General features: G+C 69.5%; 13 protein-coding genes, 5 tRNA genes and 1 pseudogene. 11 read left to right on the top strand and 8 right to left on the bottom strand.

All coding sequences use genetic code 11. The annotated features are described in order from the left end of the window. Nucleotides 1–46: 46 nt before the first annotated feature. Both ACIA8D_RS04550 and bldC read left to right on the top strand, forming a co-directional pair. A complete protein-coding gene (locus tag ACIA8D_RS04550) occupies nucleotides 47–913 on the top strand; it encodes a hypothetical protein (protein ID WP_399228638.1) in 867 nt (288 codons plus the stop codon). Nucleotides 914–1400: 487 nt separating this feature from the next. After that, entirely contained in the window at nucleotides 1401–1607 is a 207-nt protein-coding gene (bldC, locus tag ACIA8D_RS04545) for a developmental transcriptional regulator BldC (protein WP_003949541.1), read from the top strand. Between the two features lie 661 nt (nucleotides 1608–2268). On the opposite strand, the gene ACIA8D_RS04540 is transcribed toward bldC, so the two are convergent. Together ACIA8D_RS04540 and hrpA are read right to left on the bottom strand one after the other, a co-directional pair. Then, a tRNA-Asp gene (locus ACIA8D_RS04540) sits at nucleotides 2269–2343 on the bottom strand. 94 nt (nucleotides 2344–2437) lie between these two features. Further along, a complete protein-coding gene (gene hrpA / locus ACIA8D_RS04535) occupies nucleotides 2438–6448 on the bottom strand; it encodes an ATP-dependent RNA helicase HrpA (protein WP_399228636.1) in 4011 nt (1336 codons plus the stop codon). Nucleotides 6449–6590: 142 nt separating this feature from the next. On the opposite strand from hrpA, the gene ACIA8D_RS04530 reads away from it, so the two are divergent. Beyond that, on the top strand, nucleotides 6591–7688 hold the full coding sequence (locus tag ACIA8D_RS04530) for an ABC transporter permease (protein WP_399228634.1): 1098 nt from the start codon (nucleotides 6591–6593) through the stop codon (nucleotides 7686–7688). A gap of 16 nt (nucleotides 7689–7704) precedes the next feature. Here the strand turns inward: ACIA8D_RS04530 and ACIA8D_RS04525 are convergent, their stop codons facing one another. From ACIA8D_RS04525 to ACIA8D_RS04505, 5 genes are all read right to left on the bottom strand, one after another. Beyond that, nucleotides 7705–7875, bottom strand: coding sequence for a nickel-binding protein (locus ACIA8D_RS04525; RefSeq protein ID WP_399228633.1), 171 nt, complete (start codon nucleotides 7873–7875; stop codon nucleotides 7705–7707). A gap of 106 nt (nucleotides 7876–7981) precedes the next feature. Then, a tRNA-Phe gene (locus tag ACIA8D_RS04520) sits at nucleotides 7982–8055 on the bottom strand. A 23-nt stretch (nucleotides 8056–8078) separates the two neighbouring features. Further along, a tRNA-Asp gene (locus ACIA8D_RS04515) sits at nucleotides 8079–8153 on the bottom strand. Between the two features lie 49 nt (nucleotides 8154–8202). Continuing rightward, a tRNA-Glu gene (locus tag ACIA8D_RS04510) sits at nucleotides 8203–8275 on the bottom strand. 80 nt (nucleotides 8276–8355) lie between these two features. Next, entirely contained in the window at nucleotides 8356–9939 is a 1584-nt protein-coding gene (locus ACIA8D_RS04505; protein ID WP_399228631.1) for a metallophosphoesterase, read from the bottom strand. A gap of 58 nt (nucleotides 9940–9997) precedes the next feature. Here ACIA8D_RS04505 and ACIA8D_RS04500 point away from each other — a divergent pair, with 58 nt between their 5' ends. From ACIA8D_RS04500 to ACIA8D_RS04480, 5 genes are all read left to right on the top strand, one after another. Further along, nucleotides 9998–10348 (top strand): metallopeptidase family protein, encoded by a 351-nt coding sequence (locus ACIA8D_RS04500; RefSeq protein WP_399228629.1) that lies wholly within the window; start codon nucleotides 9998–10000, stop codon nucleotides 10346–10348. Between the two features lie 155 nt (nucleotides 10349–10503). Then, the gene (locus ACIA8D_RS04495) at nucleotides 10504–11040 is read left to right on the top strand and encodes a hypothetical protein (RefSeq protein WP_399228627.1); all 537 of its coding nucleotides are present in this window, start codon (nucleotides 10504–10506) and stop codon (nucleotides 11038–11040) included. A gap of 270 nt (nucleotides 11041–11310) precedes the next feature. Beyond that, on the top strand, nucleotides 11311–13488 hold the full coding sequence (locus tag ACIA8D_RS04490) for a DEAD/DEAH box helicase (protein ID WP_399228625.1): 2178 nt from the start codon (nucleotides 11311–11313) through the stop codon (nucleotides 13486–13488). A 134-nt stretch (nucleotides 13489–13622) separates the two neighbouring features. After that, nucleotides 13623–15119 carry an amino acid permease gene (locus ACIA8D_RS04485; protein ID WP_399228624.1) on the top strand — a complete coding sequence of 499 codons (1497 nt, stop codon included), beginning with the start codon at nucleotides 13623–13625 and terminating at the stop codon, nucleotides 15117–15119. A gap of 100 nt (nucleotides 15120–15219) precedes the next feature. After that, nucleotides 15220–15292: transfer RNA gene (locus ACIA8D_RS04480), tRNA-Lys, on the top strand. Nucleotides 15293–15326: 34 nt separating this feature from the next. On the opposite strand, the gene ACIA8D_RS04475 is transcribed toward ACIA8D_RS04480, so the two are convergent. Continuing rightward, nucleotides 15327–15902 (bottom strand): DUF6907 domain-containing protein, encoded by a 576-nt coding sequence (locus tag ACIA8D_RS04475; protein WP_399228622.1) that lies wholly within the window; start codon nucleotides 15900–15902, stop codon nucleotides 15327–15329. A 147-nt stretch (nucleotides 15903–16049) separates the two neighbouring features. Here ACIA8D_RS04475 and ACIA8D_RS04470 point away from each other — a divergent pair, with 147 nt between their 5' ends. The 3 genes and pseudogenes from ACIA8D_RS04470 to ACIA8D_RS04460 all read left to right on the top strand — a co-directional run bounded on the left by ACIA8D_RS04470 (nucleotide 16050) and on the right by ACIA8D_RS04460 (nucleotide 17433). After that, nucleotides 16050–16232, top strand: coding sequence for a hypothetical protein (locus tag ACIA8D_RS04470; RefSeq protein ID WP_399228620.1), 183 nt, complete (start codon nucleotides 16050–16052; stop codon nucleotides 16230–16232). Nucleotides 16233–16431: 199 nt separating this feature from the next. Beyond that, nucleotides 16432–16647: pseudogene (locus ACIA8D_RS04465) on the top strand (DUF1648 domain-containing protein); the annotation flags it as partial. Between the two features lie 9 nt (nucleotides 16648–16656). Then, nucleotides 16657–17433: a DUF1648 domain-containing protein gene (locus ACIA8D_RS04460; RefSeq protein WP_399229114.1), complete on the top strand. Its 777-nt coding sequence runs from the start codon at nucleotides 16657–16659 to the stop codon at nucleotides 17431–17433.

Genomic DNA, 17433 nt, shown 5'->3' with positions numbered 1-17433 from the left:
ACGATTTGCAGTGTTTTCCAGCCGGTGGGTGGGGGAGGGAGCAGCCGTGCCCAAGGTGTCCTCGGTGTCTGTCCCGTACGCGGCGTATCTGCGCGTGTACGAACCCCTCGCAGCCTTCCCGCAGCCGGAGCGCGGCCATTGGGAGCGCTACGCGAAACGCGAGAGCCTCCCCTCCTACCAGGATGAATTGCGCCGATCCCTGGCCGATCTGCTGCCCACGCCGCCCGTGCCCGTGCCGGTGCACGAGAGCGACGACGCGTTCGTGATCGTGATCGACGGGGTGGTGTGCGTGTGCCCGTGGCGCACCCGGCTGCGGGGCTGGCAGGCCCTGGACGAGCTGCCGGGCGAGCTGCCGCCCACGGTCCTGGACGCGGCGATCCCGCCCGTGGTGCGCCGGCAGTCGGCCGCCGATTACGACCGCTGGCTGGAGCGCAATCCGGACGCCAGGCCCTGGATCCGGACGTCCACGTGGCAGGTGCCGATCAACTGGTTCGTGCTTGTCTCGGACGACGAGCGCGAGTACGAGCAGAAGAGCGACGGGAGCGAGGGCGAGGGGGAGGACGCCGGGGTCCCGCGGCTTCGCTATCGGACGCCGATGGTGCAGGCGAGGCGCCGGGTCGCGCGCGGCCTGAAGGCGCTGAAGGACTCGATCGAGGAAGGCCCCCTGATCGACGGCCTGGTAGATGTGGGGCGCTGGCTGGAGGAGTTCCACCCCCGCTCGTACGTCGAACTCGACTACGGCGGGCTGGTGCACGCCCTGCCGCAGGACTTCCTCGAGGACGACCACTCGGCGGCGGATGTCGCCGAGGGCATCGCGGCGCTGCGCGTCGGTGACGAGGACGGTGCGGGCGAGGCGTACGCGAGGCTTGTGGAACGCTGGCGGTCGGCGCGCGACCGGCAGTTCGCGAACTGATTCCCCAAGTGAGGCCGCTCACACCGGCCTTCGGGACCTACGTCCTGATCCGGGCGTTTGCCTCAACCGTGACGGACGGCACTTACAGGGACCTTGCGCCCATCACCCCTCCTCGTGTCAAAATAGGACAAGGAGTCCGGGGAGGGCTCCTTCCGTCCAACTAAGTCCAACCATGGACGGATTACTCAGCATTGCACTGCCGCTGGGGGGTCTGATGGCTCCTGATCACTCTGTGACTGATCGTCACTGTGGCGTGACTGTCCGCTATGGCACGGTCCATCGGCATCCGTCGCTGATGAACACCTGGGAGGGCAATTCCATCGGTTTGGCCGACGTGGCTGGACGGATGGTGTAGTTGTAGTGCCGAGGACAAGCCGTTCGTCCTATAACCGACTCGACTCGCGTCCGCCATTTCGGGCAACGCGGGTCAAGGTGCAGAATTTAGAGGAATGAACCGAGAAGGTTCGGTTCTCCGAGGAGGCCGCTCATGACCGCTCGCACCCCTGATGCCGAGCCGCTGCTGACCCCCGCTGAGGTCGCCACGATGTTCCGCGTCGACCCCAAGACGGTCACGCGCTGGGCGAAGGCTGGCAAGCTCACGTCGATTCGTACGCTCGGCGGACACCGCCGCTACCGCGAGGCCGAGGTCCGCGCCCTGCTTGCGGGTATCCCGCAGCAGCGCAGCGAGGCCTGAGGTACCGCACAACGCAGCAATACGGGCGTTTCAGGTCCCCCAACCTGTCGCACGCCCACCCATAGCTCCACTCGACGCGGGTCCTGCCCCAACAGGACTCCTTCTTATGAAGACCGCCGAGGCGTCATCTCCACAGCCTCATGGAAGCGTCACTCGATCGCGCTGGACTCCGCCGGGTCCAGCGCGATCTTTTTTGTGCGCGCGGGCCGGCCCCCGGTGGGGGCACCTCTGTGGGCACCTGTGGTCACGTGCCAGGGCTGGTGCAATTGCACATATTAAATTGAGCCGTTGTAGGGAGGGGGTAAGAAACGGTGTTTCCAAAACAAGTTCGGTGACACCCGTCACACGCCTCGTCGCTTGTTGCAGGTGACGCCCTTGCGCTATTGGGCACCGGCGTCGGCGTGTGCTCCCGCTCGCATCCTCGACTCTCCCCAGGTTGCCACCAGTTGAGGGCGCGCAGGGCCGCCTTTGGTCATGCCTTCGAGGGGCTTTGGTCCCGGTCGGCCTCGCGGGCGCTCTCGGGGCGCTACAGGGGCCTTCGCGGCGGGGGTGGCGCCCCAGGTGGCGCCCCGTCGGGCCCCTGCCGGCGTTCGGGGCGTGGAGCCCCACCGGCCGAAACGAAAGAAGACCCGCACCGTACGGTGCGGGTCTTCTTCTACTGCGGTCCTGACGGGATTTGAACCCGCGGCCTCCACCTTGACAGGGTGGCGAGCACTCCAAACTGCTCCACAGGACCAGGTTTTCGCTGCGCCGTACTGCGTTGCGCTGCGAGACAGGACTCTACAGCAGCGCAGGCCGTGCGGTCGAACTCACCCTTCGTGGCCGACCGGTCACGGGACCTGCGCGTCGATCGCCTTCACGATCCGCTTGTCCGAGACGGGGTACGCCGTGCCCAGCGCATGGGCGAAATAGCTGACCCGCAGCTCCTCGATCATCCAGCGGATGTCGAGCACCTCCTGCGGCACGGGCCGCCCCTGCGGCATCTGCTCGAGCAGCCACAGGTACTCGTCCCGCATCTCGTGGACCTTCTCCATGCGGGTGGTGTCCCGCTGGACGTTGGTCGGCATCTGCTGGAGCCGGCGGTCGGCCGCGACGAGGTAGCGCATCAGGTCGGGCAGCCGCCGCAGTCCGGTGGCCGTGACGAAGCCCGGCTTCACCAGCTCGTTCAACTGGGCGCGCACGTCCTGGAGGTTGGGCAGCAGCACCGCGCTCTTCGTGGACTTCAGACGGCGCTCACAGGCCTGCCAGGCCGCCAGGACCTGCTGGACCTGGCCGACCGCTCGCACCGTGGTGTCGACGATCTCCGCGCGCACCTTGTCGTAGAGCTTCCGGTACGACTCCTCGTCCCAGGCGGGCCCGCCGAAGTCGCCGATGAGTTTGTCCGCCGCCGCCATCGCGCAGTCGTCGAAGAGCGCTTGTACGGAGCCGTGCGGGTTCGCCGACAGGGCGAGCTTCTGCGCGTTGCTCAGCTTGTCCGAGGCGAACTTGCCGGGGTTCACCGGGATGTTGCGCAGGATGAGCCGGCGCGTGCCCTTCCACATCGCCTGCGCCTGCTCGGCCTCGCTGTCGAAGAGGCGTACGGACACGGTGTCGCCGTCGTCCACGAGCGCCGGGTAGGCCTTCACCGGCTGGCCCGCGCGGCGCGTCTCGAAGACCTTCGACAGCGCCCCGACGCTCCAGTCGGTGAGGCCCTTGCGCTCCACGGACGGGCCGCCGGAGCGCTCGGCGGTGGCCTTGGCCGCCTGGGAGATCGCCTGCCGCGCCTTCGGCTTCAGGCGGAGCTTGAGCGCCTCCAGGTCCTTGTCCTCGGCGAGCTTGCGGCGCCGCTCGTCGACGATCCGGAAGGTCACCTTGAGGTGGTCCGGTACGCGGCCCAGGTCGAAGTCGTCCGGCGAGACCGGGACGCCGACCATCTGCTGGAGCTCGCGCGCGAGCGTGACCGGCAGCGCCTCCTGGAGCGGCACCGCGCGGTCCAGGAAGGCCTTCGCGTAGTTCGGCGCGGGCACGTAGTTGCGCCGGATCGGCTTGGGCAGGGAGCGGATCAGCTCGATCACCACGTCCTCGCGCAGGCCGGGGATCTGCCAGTCGAAGCCCTCGTCGGTGACCTGGTTGAGCACCTGGAGCGGGACGTGGACCGTCACGCCGTCCGCGTCCGCGCCCGGCTCGAACTGGTACGTCACCCGGAACTTGAGGCCGCCCTGGCGCCAGCTGTCCGGGTAGTCGTCCTTCGTGACCGCTTCCGCGGACTCGCGGATCAGCATCGAGCGCTCGAAGTCGAGGAGTTCGGGCTCCTCGCGCTTCTTCTGCTTCCACCAGGAGTCGAAGTGGGCGCCGGAAACGACGTGTTCGGGGACCCGCTGGTCGTAGAAGTCGAAGAGCGTGTCGTCGTCGACCACGATGTCGCGGCGCCGGGCCCGGTGCTCCAACTCCTCGACCTCGGTGAGGAGTTTGCGGTTGTCGGCGAAGAACTTGTGGTGCGTGCGCCAGTCGCCCTCGACCAGGGCGTTGCGGATGAACAGCTCGCGGCTGACCTCGGCGTCGATCCGCCCGTAGTTCACCTTGCGCTGGGCGACGAGCGGCACGCCGTACAGCGTGACCTTCTCGTACGCCATCACGGCCGCCTGGTCCTTCTCCCAGTGCGGCTCGCTGTACGTGCGCTTGAGGAGGTGCTCGGCGAGCGGCTCGACCCACTCGGGCTCGATCTTCGCGTTGACGCGCGCCCAGAGGCGGCTGGTCTCCACGAGCTCCGCCGACATCACGAAGCGCGGGGGCTTCTTGAAGAGGGCCGAGCCGGGGAAGATCGCGAACTTGGCGTTGCGCGCGCCGATGTACTCATTGCGCCCGCGGTCGCGGCCGGCCTGCTTGGGGTCCTTCTGCGTGGACTCCTTGGACTCCTTCACATCCTTCATGCCGATGTGCGATAGCAAACCGGAAAGGAGGGAGATGTGGACGGAGTCGCCCGCCGCCGGGGTCTCGGCGTCGCCGAGATGGATGCCCATCTGCTTCGCGACCGTCCGCAGCTGCGTGTAGATGTCCTGCCACTCGCGGATGCGCAGGAAGTTCAGGTACTCGCGCTTGCACATGCGGCGGAACGCGGAGGAGCCCAGCTCCTTCTGCTGCTCGCGGACGTAGCGCCACAGGTTGAGGAACGCGAGGAAGTCGCTCGTCTCGTCCTTGAAGCGGGCGTGCTGCTGGTCGGCCTGCGCCTGTTTCTCGGAGGGGCGCTCGCGCGGGTCCTGGATGGACAGCGCCGCGGCGATCACCATGACCTCGCGCACGCAGCCGTTCTTGTCGGCCTCCAGGACCATGCGGGCCAGGCGCGGGTCGACGGGGAGCTGGGCGAGCTTGCGGCCCTGCTCCGTGAGCCGCTTGCGCGCGTCCTTCTGGGCCGGGTCCAACGCGCCCAGTTCCTGGAGGAGTTGGACGCCGTCGCGGATGTTGCGGTGGTCCGGCGGGTCGATGAAGGGGAACTTCTCGATCTCGCCGAGGCCCGCCGAGGTCATCTGGAGGATGACGGAGGCCAGGTTCGTCCGGAGGATCTCCGCGTCCGTGAACTCCGGGCGGGCCAGGAAGTCGTCCTCGGAGTACAGACGGACGCAGATGCCGTCGGACGTACGGCCGCAGCGGCCCTTGCGCTGGTTGGCGCTGGCCTGGCTGACCGGCTCGATGGGTAGCCGCTGCACCTTCGTACGGTGCGAATAGCGCGAGATGCGGGCCGTACCCGGGTCGATCACGTACTTGATGCCGGGGACCGTCAGGGAGGTCTCCGCGACGTTCGTGGCGAGCACGATGCGGCGGCCCGTGTGGCGCTGGAAGACGCGGTGCTGCTCGGCGTGGCTCAGGCGGGCGTAGAGCGGCAGCACCTCGGTGAACTTGTATCTCTTCTTCTCCAGTGCGTCCGCGGTGTCGCGGATCTCGCGCTCTCCGGAGAGGAAGACGAGGATGTCGCCGTCGCCCTCGCGCATCAGCTCCTCGCACGCGTCCGTGATTGCGGTGATCTGGTCGCGGTCCGAGTCGTCCGAGTCCTCCTCCAGGAGCGGGCGGTAGCGCACCTCCACCGGATACGTACGGCCGCTGACCTCGACGATCGGGGCGTCCCCGAAGTGCCGCGAGAAGCGCTCGGGGTCGATGGTCGCGGAGGTGATGACGACCTTGAGGTCCGGGCGCTTCGGCAGCAGCTGCGCCAGATACCCGAGCAGGAAGTCGATGTTCAGGGACCGCTCGTGGGCCTCGTCGATGATGATCGTGTCGTACGCGCGCAGCTCGCGGTCCGTCTGGATCTCCGCGAGCAGGATGCCGTCCGTCATCAGCTTCACGAACGTCGCGTCCTGGTTCACCTGGTCGGTGAAGCGGACCTTCCAGCCGACCGCCTCGCCCAGCGGCGTGTGCAGCTCTTCGGCGACGCGCTCCGCGACCGTGCGGGCGGCGATACGGCGCGGCTGCGTGTGCCCGATCATGCCGCGCACACCACGGCCGAGCTCCAGACAGATCTTCGGGATCTGCGTGGTCTTTCCCGAACCGGTCTCACCGGCGACGATCACGACCTGGTGGTCGCGGATCGCGTCCGCGATCTCGTCCTTCTTCTGGCTGACCGGGAGCTGCTCGGGATACGTGACGTCGAGGGCCTCGCGGCGCGCTCGGCGGGTGTCCGTGCGGACGGCGGCCTTCTCGGCCTCCGCTGCGATCTCCGCGACGACGGAGGCGCGGGCCTCCGGCTTGCGGATCTTGCGGGCGCCTTCGAGCCTGCGCCCGAGGCGGTGCGCATCGCGCAGGGACAGCTCGGAGATCCGCCGCGCTACGGCGGCGAACTGATCGGCGGCGGGGGCAGGCTGGGTAGACATACGCCCTCAAGGATCTCACCTCGGGGAAATGCGTGGCGACCGGTTTTGCGGCCGGTGCCTCGGGGCGGCCGGGCTCCGCGTCCGGATGCGGTTCGGATGCGGTCCGGGTGTAGAGCGACGACGCGTGGCTTAACGTGCGGTTATGTCGCACTTGTCCGATGGGCCCGAACCCGAGAAGGAGCACCCTCCGCACGGCGCGCATGGGCGACCGCTGAGCGGGCCGGAGCGCTGGACCGGCTTCAAGCAGTCGCCCTTCTTCCCGGCGACCGTGCTCGTCCTCATCCTGGCCGCGGCGGCCGCGCTCTTCGCCGGCTCGTACACGTATTCCATGGCGAACCCGACGCCGCACCACATCCCCACGGGCGTCACCGGCGAGCACGACGCCGCGCGGCGCAGCGCCTTCGTCGGCGCGATGGAGAAGGCCCTCGACGCCCAGCTCGACCTCAAGGTCTACGACTCGCCGCGGGCGGCCCGTGACGCGCTCGACGCCCAGAAGATCTACGCGGTGTTCGACGTCCGCGACAACGGCGCCCGCGTCCGCCTCGACGTCTCCGGTGCCTCCGGCGTCACCGTCGCCCAGGTCTTCGCCGAGGCGGCGCCCCCGGTCAGCAAGGCGACCGGTATCCCGGTGACGGTGAAGGACGTGAACCCGCTCCAGGGCGGCGACCCGCGCGGCCTCACGATCTTCTACATCACGCTGGCCGCGGTGATCATCGGCTTCGTCGGCGCGATCCAACTCAGCGTGCACGCGCGCGGCCTCAACCCGGCCGAACGGATCGCCTTCACCATCGCCTACGCGCTGCTCGGCGGCTTCGCCGTGGCGGCGGTCGCGGACTGGGGGCTCGGCGCGGTGGACCTGCCCTTCGTCGAGTCCTGGCTGATCCTCGCGCTGACGATGTTCACCTGCGGCATGGTCTTCACGATGTTCAACACGTTCTTCCACCGCTGGGCGATGATCCCGACCTGGGGCCTGCTGGTCCTGCTCGGCAATCCGGCGTCCGGCGGCGCGGTGGCGCCTCCGCTGCTGCCCACGTTCATCGGCCGCCTCGGTCAGTGGCTGCCACCGGGCGCCTCGTACAACGCACAGCACACGGCGGTCTACTTCCAGGGCAACCAGCACGCCTTCCCGTTCCTGGTGCTGGCCGGCTGGTCCCTGGTCTCCTGCGCCCTCTTCTGGTTCTGGCGCCACCGCCACCCGGGCGGCCGGGGGACAGGACCGCTGCACGCGGCACCGGTCTGACCCCGGTCCAGCGGGATCACGCGGTCAAGGGGACCGGATGGATCTCGTCGGCCCTGTGGCCCGCGCGCTCGTGGATACGCTGGACCGCTTCCGCCGAGGGAGCGTCGGACAGGCAGTAGACCGTCCCGGACGTGGTGGACGTCCATGAACTGGGACATGTCGTCGCACCTCCTTCTGCCACTTCCATCCTCCTCCCGCGCTCCCCGCACAGCGACACGGGTACAGCGACGCGGGCACACGAAAACGCCCCTTCCGGGAATCCCGGAAGGGGCGTAAGCCCTGATGGGCTGCGGTGGCTGGGGCCGGGATCGAACCGGCGACCTATCGCTTTTCAGGCGATCGCTCGTACCAACTGAGCTACCCAGCCACGAAGTTCACGAGGAACTTCAGCGGTCCTGACGGGATTTGAACCCGCGGCCTCCACCTTGACAGGGTGGCGAGCACTCCAAACTGCTCCACAGGACCAAGCTGTTGTGCGAGACAAGCGCGAGCAAGTGTCTCACACGGTTGTGCGTGCCCCCAACGGGATTCGAACCCGTGCTACCGCCTTGAAAGGGCGGCGTCCTAGGCCGCTAGACGATGAGGGCTATCGGCCCGCCTGCGCGCTTCGCAGCGCGTCGGGGACGTGAGAAGCATATGGGATGCAGGGAGCTATCGCCAAAACGGTTTACGGGGAGCTCTCCGCAGGGCTCGGCGAGGGGGTCGCGCCGGGCTGGTTCTCCTGCGGCAGATGGCGGCTGACCTCCGCCTTCGTCAGGCCGAGGCCGCCCAGCCGGATCTCGTCCCAGGCCTGCAGGCGCTTGCTGGTCCGGTCCAGGTAGAGGACCGAGGCCTCGACCGGATCGGGCTTGCCGTCGTCGACCGCGCGCAGGCCGCTGCCGCCCGTCGAGCCCTCGACGCGCAGCCGGGTGCCGAGCGGGAGCACCTCCATCTCCTGGTGGTGGATGTGGCCCGCCAGGACCAGCGGCACCTCGCCGTCCACCTCGCGGGCCGCGGCCGGCTCATGGGCGAGCGCGATGTCGACCGGGGTGCCCGCCGCCTTCTGGTCGCGCAGCGCCGACGCCAGCCGGACGCCCGCGAGCCGCTCGGCCGGATCGCCCTGCGCCTTCACCGCGCGGTCCGGGGTGTACTGCGGGTCGCCCATGCCGGCGAAGCGCAGGCCCGCGACCGTGGCGGCCTTCCCGTCGTCGAGGACGCGGACGTTCTTGAACCGCCCCCGGTCGGAGAGGTACTTCTGCGTCGCGTTCTTCGAGTCGTGGTTGCCGCGGATCCAGACGTAGGGAACCTTCAGGTCCTTGATCGGGTCGAGGAACGCGTTCTCCGCCTTCGAGCCGTGGTCCATCGTGTCGCCGGTGTCGACGATCGCGGAGATCCGGTACTGCTCCACCAGCGAGGCGATGATCTTCCACGACGCCGGGTTGAGGTGGATGTCCGACACGTGCAGGACCCGGATCGTCGAGGGGTCCGGCTGGTACGTGGGGAGCGTGGACGTCGCGTCGTAGAGCTTGGTGACGTTCGTGACCAGGAGCGCCAACTCCTTTTGGTAGACGTCGAATTCGGTCACGATCGAGCGGGCGCTGCCGACCACGGACGGCGCCGAGGAGAGCAGCCCCGAGAACTTCGGCTCCAGGACGGACTCCGGGTTCCACGTCGCGTACGCCGCACCGCCGGAGGCCGCGAGCAGGGTGAGCGCCAGACCGCCGGCGGCCAGGGCGCGGCGCGGGCGGCGGTAGACCGCGAGGCCGAGCGTCGTGGCGCCCGCGACCACCGCCACGCACGAGCGCAGCGCCAGGTCGACCGTGCCGTGCTCGACATCGCGCGCGACCTCGTCCTGGAGCCCGGAGAACCGCTCGGGGTGGTCGACGAGGGTCTGGGCGCGGGCCGGGTCGATGCGGTCCACGTCGACGTCGAGACGGATCGGCGCCGTGTGGGAGTGCAGCTCCAGGGCGCCGAGCGGCGACACGTTGATCTTCGTACCGCCCGAGAACGACGGGCGCAGCGTCATCTTCGTGTCCATCGGCCCCACCGGCGTCCGCACGCTGCCGACGATCAGCAGCCCCAGCCAGGCGCCGAGCAGCACGACGGCGACCAGCCCCAGGGCGCGTACATAGGGGTGCGGCGGGTGGACGAGCTCGACGACCGGACGGGGATGCCGGTCCCGGTAGTGGCGCAGCAGGGCCGAGGGCGCTCCTCGTACGCCCCGTGTGCGGCGGCGGATTCCACGTATGGCGGCGGTGGGCGAGCGGGCCATTGCTCCCGTATGCCCAAGTGCACGGGTGGATATGCGGGTTGTACCGGACAATGGCCGTGTGCTGGAGATGACGCGCGAGACGTTCGAGGAACTGGTCGCCGAGGCGCTCGACCGGATCCCGCCCGAGCTGACCCGACTCATGGACAACGTGGCGGTGTTCGTGGAGGACGAACCGCCGGCCGAGGACCCCGACCTGCTCGGGCTCTACGAAGGGACGCCGCTGACCGAACGGGGCGAGTGGTACGCGGGCGTGCTGCCGGACCGGATCACCATCTACCGGGGGCCGACGCTGCGGATGTGCGAGTCCAGGGAGGACGTGATCGCGGAGACCGAGGTGACCGTGGTGCACGAGATCGCACACCACTTCGGGATCGACGACGCGCGGCTGCACGCGCTGGGATACGGGTGAGACACGAGTGACGCACGGGTGAGGCCCCCGCACTGATTGTGGGGGCTTTGTGCGGTGCTCGCGCGGCGCGTGTCCTCGTACGGGCGACAGGAGTTGGGGACGGTACCCCCCATGGTCACTCCGTACCCCGTCCCGTGCACCGGAGGTGCTCGCCCGTGCGCCAGCTGTCCGTATCGCAACGCGCCCTGTCGCTCAGCGCGCTTCGTCTGGGCCGGCTGGCCGCGACCACGGTGGCCGTCGCCGCGGCCGCCGGCTGCATGAGCGTGGGCGCCGACGGCACGGGCGCGGCCACCCACTCCCCGCCGCAGCGCGGCTCGGGCGCCGCGCCCGACGGCGCCAACGAGGTCCCGGACGGCGGCGCGGACGTGGGCGCGCGCGTCGGGAAGGCCTCCGCGATGCCCTCCCGGCGGCCCGCCTCGCGCGAGGTCCCGGCCACGCCGTCGTCCGCCTCCCCCACGCGGACGACGGCGTCCACCCCCGCCTCGAAGCCCGCCTCGCCGTCCCGCAGCGTGCCGCAGCGGCCCTCGCAGCGGCCGAGCCCACCCGGCGCGACGCCCACGCCCACGCCCACGAAGTCGTCCCCCGCGCCCTCCTCGTCGCCGCCGACCGCCGAGCCCTCGTCCTCGGCGCACGAGGAGACCGCGTCGGAGCGGGCCAGCGAACCGAGGCCGCAGGCCGGGGACCCCGCCTAGGGCCGGCGACCCCGCCCAGGGTCAGGCCGTCACGTAGCGCCAGGTCGTCGTGTGAGCGGGGTCTCAAGGATCCGGTTTGCCTCGGGGGGTCTGGGGTGCGTATGGTGGTAGATCGTTTGATCCCATTTGCCCGGCGCCGTCAAGAGAGCGCCGCGTGGCGCGTACTCTCCCTTGCCGTGGCTGGACCGCATTGAGGCGGTCGATTTGCTGAATTGCGAATACACGGAGTTGCGGGCGCGTGCCGAGACTCCGGAAGGTTTCGCATTTCGCATGTCCATTTCCACTGAGAACATCGCCGACCAGGCCGTCGAGAACGACATCGACACCGACACGGTCGACATCATCGAGAACGACGAGCCCACCATCACGTTCGCCGACCTCGGTCTCCCCGAGCCGGTCGTGCGCAAGCTCGCGCAGAACGGTGTGACCACCCCGTTCCCGATCCAGGCCGCGACCATCCCGGACGCCCTGGCCGGCAAGGACATCCTCGGCCGTGGCCGCACCGGCTCCGGCAAGACCCTCTCCTTCGGTCTGCCGACGATGGCCCGCCTGGCCGGCGCCCGCAGCGAGAAGCACAAGCCGCGCGCCGTCATCCTCACCCCGACCCGCGAGCTCGCGATGCAGGTCGCGGACGCCCTCCAGCCCTACGGCGACCAGGTCGGCCTCAAGATGAAGGTCGTCTGCGGCGGTACGTCGATGGGCAACCAGATCTACGCCCTGGAGCGCGGCGTCGACATCCTCGTCGCCACCCCGGGCCGCCTGCGCGACCTCATCAACCGCGGCGCCTGCGACCTGAGCAACATCGAGGTCGCCGTCCTCGACGAGGCTGACCAGATGTCCGACCTGGGCTTCCTGCCCGAGGTCACCGAGATCCTCGACCAGGTTCCGGGCGGCGGCCAGCGCATGCTCTTCTCCGCCACCATGGAGAACGAGATCAAGACGCTCGTCACCCGCTACCTGAACGACCCGGTCAGCCACGAGGTCGACAGCGCCCAGGGCAACGTCACGACGATGTCGCACCACATCCTCATCGTGAAGCCCAAGGACAAGGCGCCGGTCACCGCCGCCATCGCCTCCCGCAAGGGCCGCACGATCATCTTCGTCCGCACCCAGCTGGGCGCCGACCGCATCGCCGAGCAGCTCCGCGACGCCGGCGTGCAGGCCGACGCGCTGCACGGCGGCATGACGCAGGGCGCGCGCACCCGCGTCCTCGAGGACTTCAAGAAGGGCTACGTCAACTCCCTGGTCGCCACCGACGTCGCCGCCCGCGGCATCCACGTCGACGACATCGACCTGGTCCTGAACGTGGACCCGGCCGGCGACCACAAGGACTACCTGCACCGCGCGGGCCGCACCGCCCGTGCCGGCCGCACCGGCACGGTCGTCTCCCTGTCGCTGCCGCACCAGCGCCGCCAGATCTTCCGCCTCATGGAGGACGCGGGCGTCGACGCCGGTCGGCACATCATCCAGGGCGGCGCCGCCTTCGACCCGGAGGTCGCCGACATCACCGGCGCCCGGTCCATGACCGAGGTCGAGGCCGAGTCCGCGGGCAACGCCGCGCAGCAGGCCGAGCGCGAGGTCACCGACCTCACCAAGCAGCTGGAGCGCGCCACCCGGCGCGCCGCCGAGCTGCGCGAGCAGGCCGACCGCCTCACCGCCCGCGCCGCCCGTGACCGCGGCGAGGACGAGGAGGGTGTCGCCGCCGCCGTCACCGCCGCGCAGGAGGCCGCCGCCGAGCAGGCCGCCCAGGCCGCCGCTGCCGCCGAGGAGGCGGAGCGCCAGGAGCGCGCCGAGCGTTCCTCCTACGACTCGCGTCCGCGCCGCGACGAGCGGGGCAACTTCGAGCGCCGCGACAACCGTCGTGACGACCGGGGCGGCGACCGTGGCGGCTTCCGCCGCGACAACGACAAGGGTGGCTTCCGCCGCGACGACCGTCGCGACGGCGACAAGGGCGGCTTCCGCCGGGACAACGACCGTGGCGGGCGCTCCTTCGAGCGTCGCGACGACCGCGGCGGCGACCGTGGCGGCCGTTCCTTCGAGCGTCGTGACGACCGTGGTGGCTTCCGCCGCGACGACCGCCGCGACGGTGACAAGGGCGGCTTCCGCCGGGACGACCGTCGTGACAACGACCGTGGTGGCCGTTCCTTCGAGCGTCGTGACAACGACCGTGGCGGCTTCCGCCGGGACAACGACCGCGGCGGCTTCAACCGCGACGACCGTGGTGGCCGTTCCTTCGAGCGCCGGGACAACGACCGTGGCGGCTTCCGCCGCGACGACCGTCCGTCGGGCCACCGGGGCAGCGACCGTCCGTTCAACCGCGACCGCCAGGGCGACCGCCCCTCCGGCGGCCACCGTCCCTACGGCCGTCGTGACGACCACCGTGGTGCCGGCTCCGGCTCCTCCTTCGGCCGCCGCGACGACAAGCCGCGCTGGAAGCGCAACGGCTGACCGTTCCTGAAGCGACAGAGCCGCGGCCCTACTCCCTCACGGGGGCGGGGCCGCGGCCTTTTTCCGTACCGGGCAGGGGAGTTGGGCCTTGATCGGCCGCATGCGGCGCCCCCGGCGAGGGAATCGCTGCTGGCATGACAAGTGATGCCAGCAGAGCCACTGACGCGCAGCAGTCGGCCGTGGCCGCGGGCTCCGACGAGGAGCGCCTCGCCCAGCTCGGCTACACGCAGGTCCTCGCCCGCCGCATGTCGGCGTTCTCCAACTACGCCGTCTCCTTCACGATCATCTCGGTCCTCTCGGGCTGTCTGACGCTCTATCTGTTCGGCATGAACACGGGCGGGCCCGTGCTCATCACCTGGGGCTGGGTCGGCGTCGGCCTGATGACGCTCTTCGTGGGCCTGGCGATGGCCGAGATCTGCTCGGCGTATCCGACGTCGGCGGGGCTGTACTTCTGGGCGTACCGGCTCGCCCCGGAGCGCAGTGCGGCGGCGTGGGCCTGGTTCACGGGCTGGTTCAACGTCTTGGGACAGGTGGCCGTGACCGCCGGCATCGACTTCGGCGCGGCGTCCTTCCTCGGGGCGTACCTGAACCTCCAGTTCGACTTCGAGGTGACACCGGGCCGCACGATCCTCCTGTTCGCCGGGATCCTGCTGCTGCACGGCCTGTTGAACACCTTCGGCGTACGGATCGTCGCCTTCCTCAACAGCGTCAGCGTGTGGTGGCACGTGCTGGGTGTCGCGGTGATCGTCGGCGCGCTGGCCTTCGTGCCGGACCACCACCAGTCGGCGTCCTTCGTCTTCGGCGAGTTCGTGAACAACACCGGCTGGGGCAGCAGCGCGTACGTCGTCCTCATCGGGCTGCTGATGGCGCAGTACACCTTCACCGGGTACGACGCCTCGGCGCACATGACGGAGGAGACGCACGACGCGTCCACGGCGGGCCCGAAGGGGATCGTCCGCTCGATCTGGACCTCGTGGATCGCCGGCTTCGTGCTCCTGCTCGGCTTCACCTTCGCGATCCAGTCGTACGAGGGCGCGCTGAACTCGCCGACGGGCGCGCCACCGGCGCAGATCCTGCTCGACGCGCTGGGCGCGACGGCGGGCAAGCTGCTGCTCCTGGTCGTCATCGGCGCGCAGCTGTTCTGCGGCATGGCGTCCGTGACCGCCAACTCCCGAATGATCTACGCCTTCTCGCGCGACGGGGCGCTGCCGTTCTCCCGTGTGTGGCACACGGTGAGCCCGCGCACGCGCACGCCGGTCGCGGCGGTGTGGCTGGCGGCGGCGGGCGCGCTGGTCCTCGGTCTGCCGTACCTGATCAACGTCACGGCGTACGCGGCCGTGACCTCGATCGCCGTCATCGGGCTCTACATCGCGTACGTCGTTCCCACGTTCCTGCGGCTGCGCAAGGGCGACGCGTTCGAGCGGGGGCCGTGGCACCTGGGCCGCTGGTCGACGGTGATCGGGGTGGTGGCGGTGGCCTGGGTCGTCGTCATCACGATCCTCTTCATGCTGCCGCAGGTCTCCCCGGTCACCTGGGAGACCTTCAACTACGCCCCGGTCGCGGTCCTCGTGGTGCTCGGTTTCGCGGGCACGTGGTGGGCGGTGTCGGCCCGCCACTGGTTCCTGCGCTGACGTTCCGTCCGGCGCGCGGGACCCGGGATGCCGATACCCGATCGGCCTCCCGGTCTCGGCGGGCTATGCTCGGGGGTGCGTCGGCTCAGGTCGGCGCGGTGGACCCTTAGCTCAATTGGCAGAGCAGTGGACTTTTAATCCATTGGTTGTGGGTTCGAGTCCCACAGGGTCTACGGGAAGTAGGTGGGGGATACCCCCTCTGACCTGCTACGCAGCGTCTGAGTCGGCATTGGTTGACTTGGGCGCTGCTTTGTTTTCGGGGGCTTGCGTGAGCGATGCGTGAGCGGATGGGGCGGCAGGAGCCGGTTGCGCGGCGGATCGAATGGAAGCCCCGAGGGTCATCTGCCCACGCAGAGAGCGAAGGCCGTCGAGGAAGCCGGCGAGGTCGTCGATCACGGCATCGAGCTGATCGGCGGCGAGGAGGACGCCGTTGCCGCCCGAGTTGAAGGAGACTTCGGGGCCACTGAGGTAGCTCTCGTTTGCGACGAGAACAGCGTGCAGCAGCTCGTCATCATGGACGTCCATGCCCTTGGGGATGGGCATGGTGATGCTGGGACCGATGTGCTCGGTGTACGTATCCCCGTCGTCGTACTGGCTTACGACGCAACCGTCGGGCCTGCACCACGGGAAGTGACCGGGCTGGACGGACGGCGTCTCGGTGATCTTGCGGGCCGCCTCGACAAGAGGCTGGAGCGATTGCCGCCGGTACACGCGGTCGACGACAGGGATGAGGTTGCCGTTTCCCAGGCTGCGGACGGCTTCGGCCCAGAGGCCGTAGACCATGCCCCGGGTGACCATTGCGTGAGCTGGGCCCACAGCCTCCGTCGGGAGGTCGGCCGTGGCCAGAACGCCGTAGCCCCATCCCCCTCCGGCTGCGACGGGTCGTTGTGCTGCCGTGAACGTGGAAACGGGGCCCGGCACGCGTGCTGCTTGCCGGGCCCCGTTCCATGGCGGGAAAGGAGACGTCTAGGCGTCTGGGCCGACATCCTGGACTCGCTGAAGCCAAAGAAGCGCACCCCCGCGAAGAAGACCACGGCCAAGACCAACACGGAGAAGACGCCTGCCGGCGGCACCACGAAGGCCGCGTCCCAGAAGACCGCGGCCCGCCGGTAGCGCCGCAGCGCCTGAACGCCCGGTGTGCGTAAACCGCCTCAGAGTACGTACGGGGACATTGTTGTGCCTGAGCAGAGGACTTGCCGGGCTTCCGGCGGAGCCGTTGTCGGCGTTCCTCGTTGCCATCCACTGGTCAAGTGCCATCGTGCGCGCTAGCCTCAGACTTGTTCTAGTTTTATGCGAACAATTAGGGGGTTGCATGGGCCAGCGGGACGGGACGTCAAGGACGTCCGGGGTAGGTGCGTCGGGCCGGCGCGGTGCGCTGCTTCCGCGAGTGCTCGTCGGAGTGCCGTGTGTGGTGGCTGCGGTGGCGGTGGGGGTGGTGTTCGCCCTGTCGTGGTCGAGTCTCCCCGACCCGATGGCCATGCATTTCGGGGCGGGCGGGGACTCTAACGGGTCGGGGTCGCCTGTGGCGGTGCTTCTGATGTCCGAACTGGTCCTGCTGTGCCTGGGGGCCGGGTTGTCGAGTAGCGCGGTACGTGGGTCGCGTTCGTTGCGGGCGCTCTACATGACATCGGCGGCCAGCGCAGTAGGTCTGGGCTATCTGCTGAGTGTGGCCGTGCTGGTGAACGCCGGTGCAGACAGCGCGATCCATGTGCGGATGCCCATGTGGCATCTGGCGGTTGCCGTCGGTGCGGTCGTGGTGATCGCCGCGGTGGTGTGGGTACTGACATCGGATGAGCGGCCGGAGGAGGCAGGGCATCCGAAGGAGTCCCGCAGCATCGGGCTGCGGCAGGGGGAGCGCGCGGTGTGGGTACGCAGCATCGGGCCGCGATGGCTGGTCGGCGCGGGGCTGCTCGCGGCAGTGGCGGCCGTCGCTGCCGGGGTACTGGGATGGAACCCGGGTTACTGGCTGTGGCCGGTCGGTCTGTTGCTCGCTGCCTTGGCCGCCGCCAGGGTGACGGTCGACGGTGAGGGTTTGACCGTGCGGTTGCCGCTGTTGCGGGTCCCGCGGATCCAGGTACCGCTACAGCGCATCGAGCGGGCATGGGTGGCACAGGCCAGGCCATTGCCCGACCTCGGCGGCTGGGGCTATCGGATCACTCAGGGCCGGCGTGGCCTGGCCCTGCACGCAGGTGAAGCAGTGTGGCTGGACCTCGACGACGGAAAGCAGTTCGTCGTGGTCGTGGACGACGCGGCCACGGCCGCAGGGCTGCTGGGCGACCTGCTGACGGTGGCAGAGGACCGGCGGAGCGGCTGA

The organism is Streptomyces sp. NPDC051684, from assembly GCF_044453445.1.
Lineage (GTDB): Bacteria > Actinomycetota > Actinomycetes > Streptomycetales > Streptomycetaceae > Streptomyces.
Note: the sequence above shows the minus strand (reverse complement) of the source record. Positions and strands in the feature narration are given on the sequence as shown.